Here is a 13366-nt window from a genome sequence, read left to right on the forward strand (position 1 = left end):
CACCCGGCGAGTATCGGAACCTCCGCTGGACACCTCCATTGGACGCCTCCTGAATCACTCCGGCATCTCGGACCACACAGCTGGGCCTGTCGCTCGGCTCATGCCGGCGTCGCCGGCGGGCAGGCCCTAGCCGGCCATCTCCCACATCAGCACTTCCGCCGCCTTCACCCCGGCCGCCTCCACACCCTCGGCCCCCGTGATGCGCGCCGCGTCCCCGGCCCCCAACTCGGCCCCTCCCAGGAGGACTTCACCCCGCACGACATGGACGTACACATACGCCGCGTCCGGTACCGCCGTCCGCTCCCCCACCCCGAGCCGGCGCACATGCAGCAGCGCACCCGCCTCCGGTACGGCGTACGGCGTCGAGTCCGCGATGCCGTGGACGATCTCGTACGACGGGTCGCCGCCCGGCGTCAGCGGGGCCAGCCAGGTCTGGATGAAGGTCAGGGGCGTGCCGGCGTCGTTGCGCTCCACGTGCCGTACACCGCCCGCCGAGCTCAGCCGCTGCACGTCCCCGGCGCGTACCCGGGTCTCGTGGCCCGTGGAGTCGCGGTGGGTCAGCTCGCCCTCGACCACCCACGTCACGATCTCGGTGTGGCTGTGGGGGTGCTCGTCGAAGCCGGCGCCGGGTGCGAGCCGCTCCTCGTTGCAGGCGATCATCGCGCCGAAGCGGAGGTTGTCGGGGTCGTAGTGCGGGCCGAAGGAGAAGGCGTGGCGTGACTCGATGCCCGCTGCCGGATCCCCTCCGGGATAGCGCTCCGCGGCGCGCCGTACGTCCATCACGGGCACCACCGTAGACCCACCCGCGAGCTCACCGGCGACCCCTCCGACACGAGCTCTGGTCCGGATAAGGCAGTCTTGTCCCCGTGCCCGAACCCGAAGCCCGCAAGTCCCAAGCCGCCGCGCACGACGTCCACACCCATGCCGCGACCCTGAGGCGGCTGGAGAAGTCCTCCGGTTCTCTCGCCGCGCAGGCCATCGCGCGGATGGACGAGACGCTGCCGTGGTACCGGGCCATGCCACCGGAGAACCGTTCCTGGATCGGTCTCGTCGCCCAGGCCGGTATCGCCGCCTTCACCGAGTGGTTCCGGCATCCCGACGCGCCCCAGGCGATCTCCACCGATGTGTTCGGGACCGCGCCGCGCGAGCTGACCCGCGCGATCACGCTGCGGCAGACCGTCGAGATGGTGCGCACGACCATCGAGGTCATGGAGTCGGCCATCGACGAGGTCGCCGCTCCCGGTGACGAGAGCGTGCTGCGCGAGGCGCTGCTCGTCTACGCCCGTGAGATCGCCTTCGCCACCGCCCAGGTCTACGCGCAGGCGGCCGAGGCACGCGGTGCCTGGGACGCCCGGCTGGAGTCGCTGGTGGTCAACGCCGTGCTCAGCGGGGAGGCCGACGAGGGGGCCGTGTCGCGGGCCGCCGCTCTCGGCTGGAACTCGCCCGAGCATGTGTGCGTCGTGCTGGGGACCGCGCCCGACGGGGACAGCGAGCTGACCGTCGAGGCCATCCGGCGGGCCGCCCGGCACGCCAAGCTGCAGGTGCTCACGGGGGTGCTCGGGGACCGGCTCGTCGTGATCGCGGGGGGCAGCGACAACCCGCTCGCGGTCGCCAAGTCGCTGATCGGGCCGTTCGCCGCCGGGCCCGTCGTCGCCGGACCGATCGTGCCCGACCTGCTGGCCGCGACCAGGTCCGCGCAGGCCGCGGCGGCCGGTCTGAAGGCGTGTTCCGCCTGGCAGGACGCCCCGCGGCCGGTGCTCGCGGACGATCTGCTCCCGGAGCGCGCGATCGCGGGAGATCCCAGCGCGCGCGAGCAGTTGGTGGAGGAGATCTACAGACCGCTGGAGGAGGCGGGGTCCGCGCTCCTGGAGACGCTCTCGGTCTATCTCGAACAGGCGAGCAGCCTGGAGGGGGCCGCGCGGATGCTGTTCGTTCATCCCAACACCGTGCGCTACCGGCTTCGACGTGTGACTGACGTCACCGGTTGGTCGCCTTCCGATGTACGCTCCGCGTTCACCCTGCGAATCGCCCTGATCCTGGGGCGTCTGGTCGACGGCGATCTTCAGCTCTAGGCTTTTGTCGGGGGTCCACAAAACCCCTTCGTGTTCTTCGTCCTTGTCCTCACGGGCGGCGTCGGCCGTCCCCAAGAGAGAGTGTGAGAGTGCTCGTACTCGTCGCTCCCGGCCAGGGCGCCCAGACGCCCGGCTTCCTGACTCCCTGGCTCGAACTGCCCGGTGCCGCCGACCGTGTCGCCACCTGGTCGCAGGCCATCGGACTCGACCTCGCCCACTACGGCACCCAGGCCGACGCGGACGCCATCCGGGACACCTCCGTGGCGCAGCCGCTGCTCGTCGCGGCGGGCCTCCTGTCCGCCGCGGCACTGGGTGCCTACCCGGCTGCCGCTGACGCGGCGGGCTCGCCCGGCGCCGTCGCGGGCCACAGCGTCGGTGAGATCACCGCGGCCGCCTTCGCGGGCGTCCTCGACGACACCGCCGCGCTGACCCTCGTCCGCAAGCGGGGCCTGGCCATGGCCGAGGCCGCCGCGATCACCGAGACCGGTATGTCGGCGCTGCTCGGCGGCGACCCGGAGACCTCCGTGGCGCACCTGGAGAAGCTCGGCCTGACCCCGGCGAACATCAACGGCGCCGGCCAGATCGTGGCGGCGGGAACACTGGAGCAGCTCGCCGCGCTGAACGAGGACAAGCCCGAGGGTGTGCGCAAGGTCGTCCCGCTGAAGGTCGCGGGCGCGTTCCACACGCACCACATGGGCCCCGCGGTGGAGAAGCTGGCCGAGGCCGCCAAGGAGCTCGTGCCCGCCGACCCGAAGGTCACCTACGTCTCCAACAAGGACGGCCGGGCGGTCGCCACCGGCACCGAGGTGCTGGAGCGCCTCGTCGGGCAGGTCGCCAACCCGGTCCGCTGGGACCTGTGCATGGAGACCTTCAAGGAGCTCGGCGTCACGGCCCTGATCGAGGTGTGCCCGGGCGGCACGCTGACCGGTCTGGCCAAGCGCGCGCTGCCGGGAGTGAAGACCCTGGCGCTGAAGACCCCCGACGACCTGGACGCTGCTCGCGAGCTCATCGCAGAGCACGCCTGACAAGGAGCCCGGAGCATGGCGAAGCTGAAGCCCAGCAAGGGCGCCCCGTACGCGCGCATCCTCGGTGTCGGCGGCTACCGTCCGACCCGGGTCGTGCCGAACGAGGTGATCCTGGAGAAGATCGACTCGTCCGACGAGTGGATCCGTTCGCGCTCCGGCATCGAGACGCGGCACTGGGCGAACGACGAGGAGACCGTCGCCGCGATGTCGATCGAGGCGTCCGGCAAGGCGATCGCCGACGCCGGGATCTCCGTCGAGCAGATCGGCGGTGTGATCGTCTCGACCGTCTCGCACTTCAAGCAGACCCCGGCCGTCGCCACCGAGATCGCCGACAAGCTCGGCACCAAGAAGGCCGCCGCCTTCGACATCTCGGCCGGCTGCGCGGGCTTCGGCTACGGCCTGACCCTCGCCAAGGGCATGATCGTCGAGGGGTCCGCCGAGTACGTCCTCGTCATCGGCGTCGAGCGGCTGAGCGACCTCACCGACCTGGAGGACCGGGCGACGGCCTTCCTGTTCGGCGACGGCGCCGGCGCGGTCGTCGTGGGCCCGGCCCAGGAGCCGGCGATCGGCCCCACCGTCTGGGGCTCCGAGGGCGACAAGTCCGAGACGATCAAGCAGACCGTGCCGTGGACGGACTACCGCTCCGGCGAGGTCGAGAAGTTCCCTGCGATCACGCAGGAGGGCCAGGCGGTGTTCCGCTGGGCCGTGTTCGAGATGGCGAAGGTCGCCCAGCAGGCGCTGGACGCGGCCGGGATCACCTCGGACGAACTCGACGTCTTCATTCCGCACCAGGCCAACGAGCGGATCATCGACTCGATGGTGAAGACTCTCAAGCTGCCGGAGCATGTCACGGTCGCCCGCGACGTGCGCACCACCGGCAACACCTCGGCCGCCTCGATCCCGCTCGCGATGGAGCGGCTCCTGGCGACCGGCGAGGCGAAGAGCGGCGACACCGCGCTCGTCATCGGATTCGGGGCGGGTCTCGTTTACGCCGCCACGGTCGTTACTCTCCCCTAGGCACTCCGTGCCGGATCCTCGTGATCCGGCACGGGAACAGCACCACCCGCCGCTGCCGTGGCGGGCGCCGTAACTGCCTGAACAACCTGAACAACTACGAAGGAGCGCCAAGATGGCCGCCACTCAGGAAGAGATCGTCGCCGGTCTCGCCGACATCGTGAACGAGATCGCCGGCATCCCGGTTGAGGACGTCCAGCTGGACAAGTCCTTCACCGACGACCTGGACGTCGACTCGCTGTCCATGGTCGAGGTCGTCGTCGCCGCCGAGGAGCGCTTCGACGTCAAGATCCCCGACGAGGACGTCAAGAACCTCAAGACCGTCGGCGACGCGACCGACTACATCCTCAAGCACCAGGGCTGATCCACCGATCAGGCCCCAGGGCTGAACTGCCCCGCCACCCGGCGGTGGCGCCGCTGAATCCCCATTCCTTGGAGAAAGAATTCCCGTGAGCTCGACCAATCGCACCGTGGTCGTCACCGGTATCGGCGCAACCACACCGCTGGGTGGCGACGCAGCCTCTACCTGGGAGGGCCTGATCGCCGGCAAGTCCGGCGTCAAGCCCCTGGAGCAGGAGTGGGCCGCCGAGCAGGCGGTCCGTATCGCCGCGCCGGTCGCCGTGGAGCCGACCGAGGTCATCCCGCGGCCGCAGGCCCGCCGTCTGGACCGCTCGGCGCAGTTCGCGCTGATCGCCGCGCAGGAGGCCTGGAAGGACGCCGGGTTCGAGGCGAAGGCCGGTGAGGACGCCCGCGTCGACCCGGACCGCCTCGGCGCGGTCATCGCCTCCGGCATCGGTGGCGTGACGACGCTCCTCGACCAGTACGACGTGCTCAAGGAGAAGGGCGTCCGCCGCGTCTCCCCGCACACCGTCCCCATGCTGATGCCGAACAGCCCCTCGGCGAACGTCGGTCTGGCCGTGGGCGCCCGCGCGGGCGTGCACACCCCGGTCTCCGCGTGCGCGTCGGGTGCCGAGGCCATCGGCTACGCCATCGAGATGATCCGTACGGGCCGCGCCGACATCGTGGTCGCGGGCGGCACGGAGGCGGCGATCCACCCGCTGCCGATCGCCGCGTTCGGCAACATGATGGCGATGTCCAAGAACAACGACGACCCGCAGGGTGCCTCGCGTCCCTACGACGTCGGCCGCGACGGCTTCGTCCTCGGTGAGGGCGCCGGCGTGATCGTCCTGGAGTCCGCCGAGCACGCCGCCAAGCGCGGGGCCCGGGTGTACGCCGAGGCGGTCGGGCAGGGCATCTCCGCCGATGCCCACGACATCGTGCAGCCGGAGCCCGAGGGCCGCGGCATCTCGCACGCCCTGCAGAACCTGCTGGACCGCACCGACCTGGACCCGGCGGAGATCGTGCACGTCAACGCGCACGCGACGTCGACTCCGGCCGGTGACATCGCCGAGCTGAAGGCGCTGCGCAAGGTGTTCGGGGACGACGCCGACCACATGGCCGTGTCGGCCACCAAGTCGATGACGGGGCACCTGCTGGGTGGTGCCGGTGGCGTGGAGACGGTCGCGACCGTGCTCGCCCTGTACCACCGGGTGGCTCCGCCGACGATCAACATCGAGAACCTTGACCCGGAGGCCGAGGCGAACGCCGACGTCGTCCGCGGTGAGGCGCGCAAGCTGCCCGTCGAGGGCCGGATCGCCGCGCTCAACGACTCGTTCGGGTTCGGCGGCCACAACGTGGTCCTGGCGTTCAGGACGATCTGAGCGGCAACCGTAAGCAGATGAAGGGCCCCCGCCTCGAAAGGTGGGGGCCCTTCATGTGTCCGTTGACCGGTCCCGGTCTCACACCACCTGGTGCAGCCAGCGCACCGGCGCTCCCTCACCCGCGTATCTGAAGGGCTCCAACTCGTCGTCCCAGGGCTTGCCCAGCAGCTTGGCGATCTCCGCCTCCAGGTCGGTCTCACCGCGCTGGGAGCGGGTCAGCGCGGCGCGCAGGCGGTCCTCCGGGATGAGGATGTCGCCGTGGATGCCGGTGACCGCGTGGAAGATGCCCAGGTCGGGGGTGCAGCTGTAGCGCTCGCCCTCGGCGGTGGGGCAGGGCTCGGCCGTCACCTCGAAGCGGAGCAGATGCCAGCCGCGCAGGGCCGAGGCCAGCTTGGACGCCGTGCCCGCCTGGCCCTGCCAGGAGAACTCCGAGCGCCAGGTGCCGGGCGCGGCCGGCTGCCGGATCCAGTCGAGGTTGACGCGCGTGCCGAGCACCCCGGCGACGGCCCACTCGACGTGCGGGCACAGCGCACGCGGCGCGGAGTGCACGTACAGAACTCCACGTGTCGTCACCTGGACCTCCGGGCAGAGCGGACATCTTTGCGAACTGGCGGACGATCGTGGCCGGGCAGCCACGTTGATGGCGAGGCTACCGTGCGGCGGCGCAAGGAGTGTGACGTACCGTCGGTCCAGGCGCCGTCAAACATCCGGCATTCACCCGGCAGGACGCTTGTACGGGTGTGAGCCGTTGCATGAGCCGGGTGGGAACCCTTGTGCGTTGTCATGGGTTGAAGACCATGACAGGGCCGAACGAGGGGATGGACCGGGCATGCGCAAGCGACGGCACGTTTCACGCGCTGTCTTCGCCGCCGTGGCCGCGGCCGTTCTCGGTGTCGCCGGCTGTGACGCCGTCGGGGGCGACTCGCCGGCACCGGCCGGCACCGAGCAGCGGAGCGCGCGGCCGAAGCCGACCCCGGCCTGGGACCGCAGTCCGGACTCGATCGCGGCGGTGGGTGACTCCATCACGACCGGCTTCGACGCCTGCGCGGTCCTCTCGGACTGCCCCGAGGCCTCCTGGGCGACCGGCACCAGTGCCCGGGTCGACAGTCTCGCGGTACGGCTGCTGGGCAGGTCGAAGGCGGCCGAGCGGAGCTGGAACCACGCCGTGACCGGGGCCCGGATGGCGGACGTGGCCGAGCAGATGACCCGGGCGGCGGCGCGCAGGCCGCAGCTGGTGACGGTGATGGCGGGGGCGAACGACGCCTGTCGTGCGACGACCGACGCGATGACCCCGGTGGCCGACTTCCGGGCGCAGTTCGAGGACGCCATGGCCGCGCTGCGGGACACCGCGCCGCGGGCCCAGGTGTTCGTCGCGAGTGTGCCGAACCTGATGCGGCTGTGGGAGCAGGGCCGGTCCAACCCGCTGAGCAAGCAGGTGTGGGCGCTCGGGATCTGCCCGTCGATGCTGAGCGAACCGGAGTCCCTCAGCGCGGCGGCGAACCTGCGACGCGAGACGGTGCAGGAGCGGGTCGAGGCGTACAACAAGGTGCTGAAGGAGGTCTGCGCCAAGGACCGCCGGTGCCGCTTCGACGGTGGCGCGGTGCACGACTTCCGCTTCGGCGCCGAGCAGTTGAGCGAGTGGGACTGGTTCCACCCGAGCGTGAACGGTCAGGCGAGGTTGGCGGAGATCGCCTATAGGACGGTCACGAACTAGTGTTCCGCTCATGAGCGAACACTTCGGAACACTTTCCGACGGCACCCCGGTGCACCGCTGGACCCTGGAGCGCGCGGGTGTTCGGGTGCGGATCCTGTCGTACGGCGGGATCGTGCAGTCGCTTGAGGTGCCGGACCGCGACGGGCGTACGGCGGACGTGGTGTTGGGGTTCGCCGGCCTGGACGGCTATCTGGACCACCCGGGGCCCTACCTCGGCGCGCTCATCGGCCGGTACGCGAACCGGATCGCGGGCGGACGCTTCACGCTGGACGGCGTGCCGTACGCGCTCGCGCCGAACAACCCGCCCAACTCCCTGCACGGCGGCGAGCGCGGTTTCGACAAGCGGGTGTGGAAGGGGACGCCGGTCGAGCACGGTGTACGTCTGGACCGGGTCAGCCCGCACGGCGAGGAGGGCTTCCCCGGGCGTGTGGAGGTCTCGGCGACCTACACGCTGGAGGCGGACGGCGCGCTGCGGATCGCGTACGAAGCGGTGACGGACGCGCCGACCGTGGTGAACCTGACCAACCACAGCTACTTCAACCTGGCCGGTGCGGGGGCGGGCGACGCCGGTGGCCACGAACTGCGGCTGGCGGCCTCGCGGTTCACCCCGGTCGACGCCGATCTCATTCCGACGGGTTCGACGGCCGAGGTCGCGGGCACCCGCTTCGACTTCCGTGCGGCACGCAAGGTGGGGTCCGGGTACGACCACAACTTCGTGCTCGACAAGGGCGTGACCCGGGGGGCGGAGGAAGTGGCCGAGCTGTACGACCCGTCCACGGGACGGGTGCTGACGGTGGCGACCACCGAGCCCGGCCTCCAGCTCTACACGGCCGACCACCTGTCCGCGCCCTTCACCCCGGGCGACGGCATCGCCCTGGAGACGCAGAACTTCCCCGACTCCCCGAACCGTCCGGAGTTCCCGAGCACCGTGCTGCGGCCGGGCGAGGTGTTCCGGTCGGAGACGGTGTACGGGTTCTCGGTGCGCTGACCGGCCCTGGCGGTACGAGCCCCGGCCCAGGTGTCAGGGTCCTGGGCCGGGGCTGTCCCTGGGTACTTCTCCCGGGTCAGACGTTAATGGTCGCCGTCACCCGGCGGTCGGCGATCGAGCGCCCGGCCTGGATCTCGTACGAACCCTTCACAAAGGTCCACCGCTCGGTCTCCTCGTCCCAGATCTCGAACGCGCGGCGCGGCAGCTCGACGACCGCCTCGACCGTCTCCCCCGGCCCCGCCTGCACACCCGCGAACCCGGCCAGCCACCGTGCCGGGCGGCCGGCGTCCGGCGCGCTCGGGGCCAGGTAGACCTGTACGACCTCGCGGCCCGCCCGCTCACCGCGGTTGCGGACGCGGACGGTGACCGTCGAGCCCTCGGCCTCGGCCGACTCGTACGCCCAGTCGGTGTAGCCGAGGCCGTGCCCGAACGGGTACGACGGGACGCGGCCCTCCTTCTCCCAGGCGCGGTAGCCGATGAAGACGCCCTCGCGGTAGTGGAGTTCACCGGCCGAGGGCGTCACCTGGCTGACGGGGGCGTCGGCCAGGGAGCCCCAGGTCGTGGGCAGGCGGCCGCCCGGCTCGTGCGTTCCGGTGAGGACGTCCGCCAGGGCCGCGCCGCCCTCCTGGCCGGGGAACCAGCTCAGCAGGACCGCGGCGACGTCCTCGCGCCACGGCAGCTCCACCGGGGAGCCGGAGTTGACGACCACGACGGTGCGGGGGTTGGCGGCGGCGACGGCGCGGACCAGGTCGTCCTGGCGGCCGGGCAGCGTGAGGTCCCTTCGGTCGAAGCCCTCGGACTCGACCCGCTCGGTCGTGGCGACCACGACGACGGCCGTGTCCGCCTCGCGCGCCGCTTCGACGGCCTCGGCGATCAGCTCGTCGGGGTCGCGGTACGGGTCCTGGTGGGCGAGGGCGAAGATGATCGCCTGCATCGGCGCGTCCGCGGGCAGCTCGACGACGTAACTGAGGGAGACGTCGACCGGTTCGCCCGCGGTGAGCACGGCCTCGGCCCGGGGGACGGGCGCGCCGAAGAAGGTGACGAAGGGGTCGTCCTTCGCGGGGTTCTGGACGTCGTCGAAGTACGTCGTGCCGCCGATGGCGAGGGTGAAGGAGCCGATGCCCTGGATGCCGAAGGTGTGCCGGCCGCTCTCGCGCGGAGTGAACGTGCCGGTCAGCTCGACGGTGTGCAGCCGCTCGTGGGTGACGCCCTCGGGCAGCGCCGACGGGCCCATCCACTTGAGCTGGCCGCCCGGGGCGGAGTCCGAGCCGAGGACGACGCCGTCGGCGTCCCGGCAGACGGCCCGCAGCTCGAAGCCGGTGTCGAAGACGGAGAGTTCGGTGGTCGGGTCGGCGCCGACGGCGTAGGTGAGCGCGCCCTCGGGAAGGGCGGCGGTGAGACCGTCGAGCGGGGAGACGGTCCGGTCGGGGAAGACGGTGGCGGAGCCGCCGCCGAGGACGCGGGCGTCGCGCGCGGCGGCACCGATGAGCGCGACCCTGGAGTCCGGCCGCAGCGGGAGCGCGCCGCCCTCGTTGCGGACCAGGACGAAGGAGCGGCGGGCGATCTCGCGGGCCAGGTCGGGGCCGTCGACGGTCTCGGGCAGTTCGGTGACGGCCGGTGGCGCGCCCTCCAGGATGCCGACGCGGGCGGCCAGCCGCAGGACGTTGCGTACGGCGTCGTCGACCCTGGCCTCGGCGACCTTCCCGTCCCGTACGGCCTGGGCGAGGGGTTCGCCGTACACCGTGCGCGGGCCCGGCATGGCGATGTCGAGGCCGCCCTCGATGGCGCCGACGGTGGACCGGGCGGCCACCCAGTCGGAGACGTTGCAGCCGTCGAAGCCCCACTCGCCGCGCAGTACCTCGTTCACGAGGTGGTGGTGCTCGGTCATCGTCGTGCCGTTGACCGTGTTGTAGGCGGTCATGACGCCCCAGGGGCGGGCTTTCTCGACGATGATCTCGAAGGGCGCCAGATACAGCTCGCGCAGCGCGCGTGGGCCGATCCTGTTGTCGACGGTGAAGCGCTCGGTCTCGGCGTCGTTGGCGACGAAGTGCTTGACGGTGGTGCCGACGCCGCCGGACTGGACGCCGCTCACATAGCCCGCGCCGATCGTGCCCGTCAGGTACGGGTCCTCGCTGTACGCCTCGAAGTGCCGTCCGCCGAGCGGGGAGCGGTGCAGGTTGACGGTGGGCGCGAGGAGCACGTGGACGCCCTTGCGGCGGGCCTCCTGGGCCAGCAGCACCCCCGCTCCGCGGGCGAGCTCCGGGTCCCAGGCGGCGGCGAGGGCGGTGGGCGAGGGCAGCGCGACGGACGGGTCGTCGGCGGTCCAGCGCACGCCCCGGACGCCGATCGGGCCGTCGGACATGACCAGGGACTGCAGGCCGATCCGGGGGAGCGCGGGCAGGGTCCACATGTCCTGGCCGGAGAGCAGCCGTGCCTTCGCGTCGAGGTCGAGCCGGGCGAGCGCCGCCTCGACGACCGCCTCGCGCGCCTGGTCGGCCTGGGTACGCGTTCCCGCCATGGAGGTGCCTCCTCGTTGGAGTCCGGGCATGTCACAGTTCTTCCTCGGCCGCCGCGGGGGCCGCGAAACCGCGAGCGTCGTCGGGGCGGTCCGGGTCGCTGCCACGGAGATCCTCCCCGCCATGGCGTGGACCACGTCCGTCACGGGATACTTCCGGCGTCCCGCACCACGCTCCCCCACCGTGACGGAAGGACCGTAACCGCCTTGAATTCCCTACGTGTTCGTGTCGGTGTCCTCGGACTGGCCCTGCTGGCAGGCATCTCGGCCCCCACGACCGGGGCGGCGGCCGAGACGGCGCCCGCGCCGACCGTCGAGGAGCAGCGTCTCGACCGGGCCGTCCCCCAGGAGATCCTGCGCCGGTCCGGATTCGACACCGTGACGGAGGAGTTCACCCGCGAGCTCGGCGCCGCACGCTCCTACGCGCAGGCCCACCGCGTCGTCGTACGCGAGGGTTCGGCGCTGTGGCGGCGGGCCGTCGACCGGGCGCAGGGGCGTGGGCCGGCCGGCGGTGACATCAGCCGGGACGACGACCGGCCGCTGTACTGGGCGCGGTTGGCGATGACGCGGGAGGTGCGCACCTGGGAGCCGGGGTTCGGGCTGGGCGAGACACGGCGGGCCGAGCTGCTCGACGCGCTGGAGCGGGTCTCGCGCGGCCAGGGCGACCTTCGGTACCCGGACGGCCCGCGCGTCCGGCGCATCCTCGTCACCGGCTTCGACCCCTTCACCCTCGACCGGGACATCCGTATCTCCAACCCGTCCGGTGCCACGGCCCTGGCCCTCGACGGCACGGTGATCCGGACCGCGCGGGGTCCGGCACGGGTGGAGACGGCCGTGTTCCCGGTGCGCTGGCGGGACTTCGCCCAGGGCACCGTGGAGCGGACGCTGCGGCCCTACCTGGGGAAGGCCGACCTGTTCACGACCGTCAGCCAGGGGCGCGTGGGCCGGTTCGACGTCGAGCGGACCAACGGGGCCTGGCGGGGCGGCTTCGCCGACAACGACAACCTCTCCGCCACCGGGACGATCCCGGTGACCGACCCGGCCTCGCAGCCGCAGTGGACGACGACGACCCTGCCGTACGCGGAGATCGTCGCCGCGAACACCGGCCGCTTTCCCGTGTACGACAACACGAGCGTGACCGAGATCCCCGCGGGAGGCACGCAGGCCGTCGTGCGGCCGGACGGACCGACGCCCGGCTCGACCGCACGGGCCGGAGGCGGCGGGGACTACCTGTCGAACGAGATCGCCTACCGGGCGACCCTGCTGCGGGACCGGCTCGGGCTGCACGACTCGCTGCCGGGCGGGCATGTGCACACGCCGGTACTGCAGTTCGGGGCGGGCAACACGGACCCGGCGTCCGGATCGGTGACCGACCCGGAGTTCGTCCGCAACCGGCTGGACATCATCGCCCAGGTCCGGACGATCCTGAAGGTGGCGGCCGGCAACCCGGTCACCGACTGACCAGCTTCGCGTCGGGCGCGGTCGCCGCGGTCTCCTCCCCGGTCTCCTCGCCCGACAGCTCGCGCGCCAACAGCGTCGCCCCCGCGACCGCGCCCGGCATCAGGAACACCGCGACGAACGGCACCAGGAAGGCCGCGGCGAGAGGGGTACCGAAGCCCCAGACCAGGGTCTTGCGGGAGCGGAGCATCCCGAGGCGGTCGCGCAGTTCCACGCGGCGGCGCTGCAGCGCGACGGCGGTGAGTTCCTCGGTGAGGAAGAAGCCGGTGACGACGACCCCGATCACCGGTACGACCGTCTGCCCGACGACCGGGACGAAGCCGAGGGCGAAGAGCAGCACGCCCCACACCGCGGCGCGCAGCACGATCCGCAGGCTGTCGCGGCCGGAGATCCACAGTTCGCGCCAGAGCGGCAGGCCGGACTCGGGGGCGGTGCCGTCCGGGGAGACGTCCCGGTCGACCTTCTCGGAGAGGATCTCGTAGAAGGGCTGGCCGATCAGCAGCGTGACCGCGGTGAAGGTGATGACGGACAGCAGGAGGCCCAGGGCGAACAGGACGGCGGTCAGCAGGCCGCGGAACAGGCCCTGCCAGGGGCTCGACCAGTCGTCGGCGAACGGCGTCGACCAGGCCACGAAGTCCTCGCCCCACAGCACGAGCGCGAGGAGCGCGGCCGCGTACAGGACAAGGGTGATCAGGCCGGGAATCAAGCCGAATCCGTACTGCTTGCCGTGCCGGACCACCCATCGCTGGCCCTTGAGCAGATATCTGAAACCGACGCCGAGATCACGCATGCAAAGCACTTTAGCCGGGCCTTGTCACACGGCTGTCACAGCCGTTTCGGGGGCCGGTGACCGCCGTAC

General features: G+C 71.7%; 12 protein-coding genes. 8 read left to right on the forward strand and 4 right to left on the reverse strand.

The window, feature by feature from the left end:
• Positions 1-126: 126 nt before the first annotated feature.
• A complete protein-coding gene (locus tag ACFYNL_RS08325) occupies positions 127-780 on the reverse strand; it encodes a pirin family protein (RefSeq protein WP_388800535.1) in 654 nt (217 codons plus the stop codon).
• Positions 781-866: 86 nt separating this feature from the next.
• Between ACFYNL_RS08325 and fasR the strand changes: the two genes are divergently transcribed.
• The 5 genes from fasR to fabF all read left to right on the forward strand — a co-directional run bounded on the left by fasR (position 867) and on the right by fabF (position 5832).
• On the forward strand, positions 867-2072 hold the full coding sequence (fasR, locus tag ACFYNL_RS08330) for a fatty acid biosynthesis transcriptional regulator FasR (protein WP_388798592.1): 1206 nt from the start codon (positions 867-869) through the stop codon (positions 2070-2072).
• Positions 2073-2161: 89 nt separating this feature from the next.
• Entirely contained in the window at positions 2162-3097 is a 936-nt protein-coding gene (locus ACFYNL_RS08335) for an ACP S-malonyltransferase (RefSeq protein ID WP_388798596.1), read from the forward strand.
• Between the two features lie 15 nt (positions 3098-3112).
• Positions 3113-4114: a ketoacyl-ACP synthase III gene (locus tag ACFYNL_RS08340; RefSeq protein WP_388798599.1), complete on the forward strand. Its 1002-nt coding sequence runs from the start codon at positions 3113-3115 to the stop codon at positions 4112-4114.
• 112 nt (positions 4115-4226) lie between these two features.
• On the forward strand, positions 4227-4475 hold the full coding sequence (locus ACFYNL_RS08345; RefSeq protein WP_004001566.1) for an acyl carrier protein: 249 nt from the start codon (positions 4227-4229) through the stop codon (positions 4473-4475).
• Between the two features lie 85 nt (positions 4476-4560).
• Positions 4561-5832 carry a beta-ketoacyl-ACP synthase II gene (gene fabF, locus ACFYNL_RS08350; RefSeq protein WP_388798602.1) on the forward strand — a complete coding sequence of 424 codons (1272 nt, stop codon included), beginning with the start codon at positions 4561-4563 and terminating at the stop codon, positions 5830-5832.
• Between the two features lie 78 nt (positions 5833-5910).
• Here fabF and ACFYNL_RS08355 read toward each other — a convergent pair whose 3' ends face one another.
• Positions 5911-6405: a DUF3145 domain-containing protein gene (locus ACFYNL_RS08355; protein WP_388798605.1), complete on the reverse strand. Its 495-nt coding sequence runs from the start codon at positions 6403-6405 to the stop codon at positions 5911-5913.
• Positions 6406-6661: 256 nt separating this feature from the next.
• On the opposite strand from ACFYNL_RS08355, the gene ACFYNL_RS08360 reads away from it, so the two are divergent.
• Together ACFYNL_RS08360 and ACFYNL_RS08365 are read left to right on the forward strand one after the other, a co-directional pair.
• On the forward strand, positions 6662-7546 hold the full coding sequence (locus ACFYNL_RS08360) for an SGNH/GDSL hydrolase family protein (RefSeq protein ID WP_388798608.1): 885 nt from the start codon (positions 6662-6664) through the stop codon (positions 7544-7546).
• Positions 7547-7556: 10 nt separating this feature from the next.
• Positions 7557-8534 carry an aldose epimerase family protein gene (locus tag ACFYNL_RS08365; RefSeq protein ID WP_388798611.1) on the forward strand — a complete coding sequence of 326 codons (978 nt, stop codon included), beginning with the start codon at positions 7557-7559 and terminating at the stop codon, positions 8532-8534.
• A gap of 76 nt (positions 8535-8610) precedes the next feature.
• Here the strand turns inward: ACFYNL_RS08365 and ACFYNL_RS08370 are convergent, their stop codons facing one another.
• Positions 8611-11052 (reverse strand): glycoside hydrolase family 3 C-terminal domain-containing protein, encoded by a 2442-nt coding sequence (locus ACFYNL_RS08370; protein ID WP_388798614.1) that lies wholly within the window; start codon positions 11050-11052, stop codon positions 8611-8613.
• Between the two features lie 204 nt (positions 11053-11256).
• Between ACFYNL_RS08370 and ACFYNL_RS08375 the strand changes: the two genes are divergently transcribed.
• On the forward strand, positions 11257-12510 hold the full coding sequence (locus ACFYNL_RS08375; RefSeq protein ID WP_388798617.1) for a pyroglutamyl peptidase: 1254 nt from the start codon (positions 11257-11259) through the stop codon (positions 12508-12510).
• Here ACFYNL_RS08375 and ACFYNL_RS08380 read toward each other — a convergent pair.
• A complete protein-coding gene (locus ACFYNL_RS08380) occupies positions 12500-13297 on the reverse strand; it encodes an EI24 domain-containing protein (RefSeq protein ID WP_388798620.1) in 798 nt (265 codons plus the stop codon). The two genes, ACFYNL_RS08375 and ACFYNL_RS08380, sit on opposite strands and share 11 nt — an antisense overlap.
• Positions 13298-13366 lie beyond the last annotated feature (69 nt).

Source organism: Streptomyces sp. NPDC007808, from assembly GCF_042868655.1.
Lineage (GTDB): Bacteria > Actinomycetota > Actinomycetes > Streptomycetales > Streptomycetaceae > Streptomyces.

What these genes read in the sequence shown, in the direction of transcription:
- ACFYNL_RS08380 (WP_388798620.1), bottom strand. Translation starts at nt 13,297, where the DNA reads ATGCGTGATCTCGGCGTCGGTTTCAGATATCTGCTCAAGGGCCAGCGA.
- ACFYNL_RS08340 (WP_388798599.1), top strand. Translation starts at nt 3,113, where the DNA reads ATGGCGAAGCTGAAGCCCAGCAAGGGCGCCCCGTACGCGCGCATCCTC.
- ACFYNL_RS08345 (WP_004001566.1), top strand. Translation starts at nt 4,227, where the DNA reads ATGGCCGCCACTCAGGAAGAGATCGTCGCCGGTCTCGCCGACATCGTG.
- ACFYNL_RS08325 (WP_388800535.1), bottom strand. Translation starts at nt 780, where the DNA reads ATGGACGTACGGCGCGCCGCGGAGCGCTATCCCGGAGGGGATCCGGCA.
- ACFYNL_RS08365 (WP_388798611.1), top strand. Translation starts at nt 7,557, where the DNA reads ATGAGCGAACACTTCGGAACACTTTCCGACGGCACCCCGGTGCACCGC.
- ACFYNL_RS08370 (WP_388798614.1), bottom strand. Translation starts at nt 11,052, where the DNA reads ATGGCGGGAACGCGTACCCAGGCCGACCAGGCGCGCGAGGCGGTCGTC.
- ACFYNL_RS08360 (WP_388798608.1), top strand. Translation starts at nt 6,662, where the DNA reads ATGCGCAAGCGACGGCACGTTTCACGCGCTGTCTTCGCCGCCGTGGCC.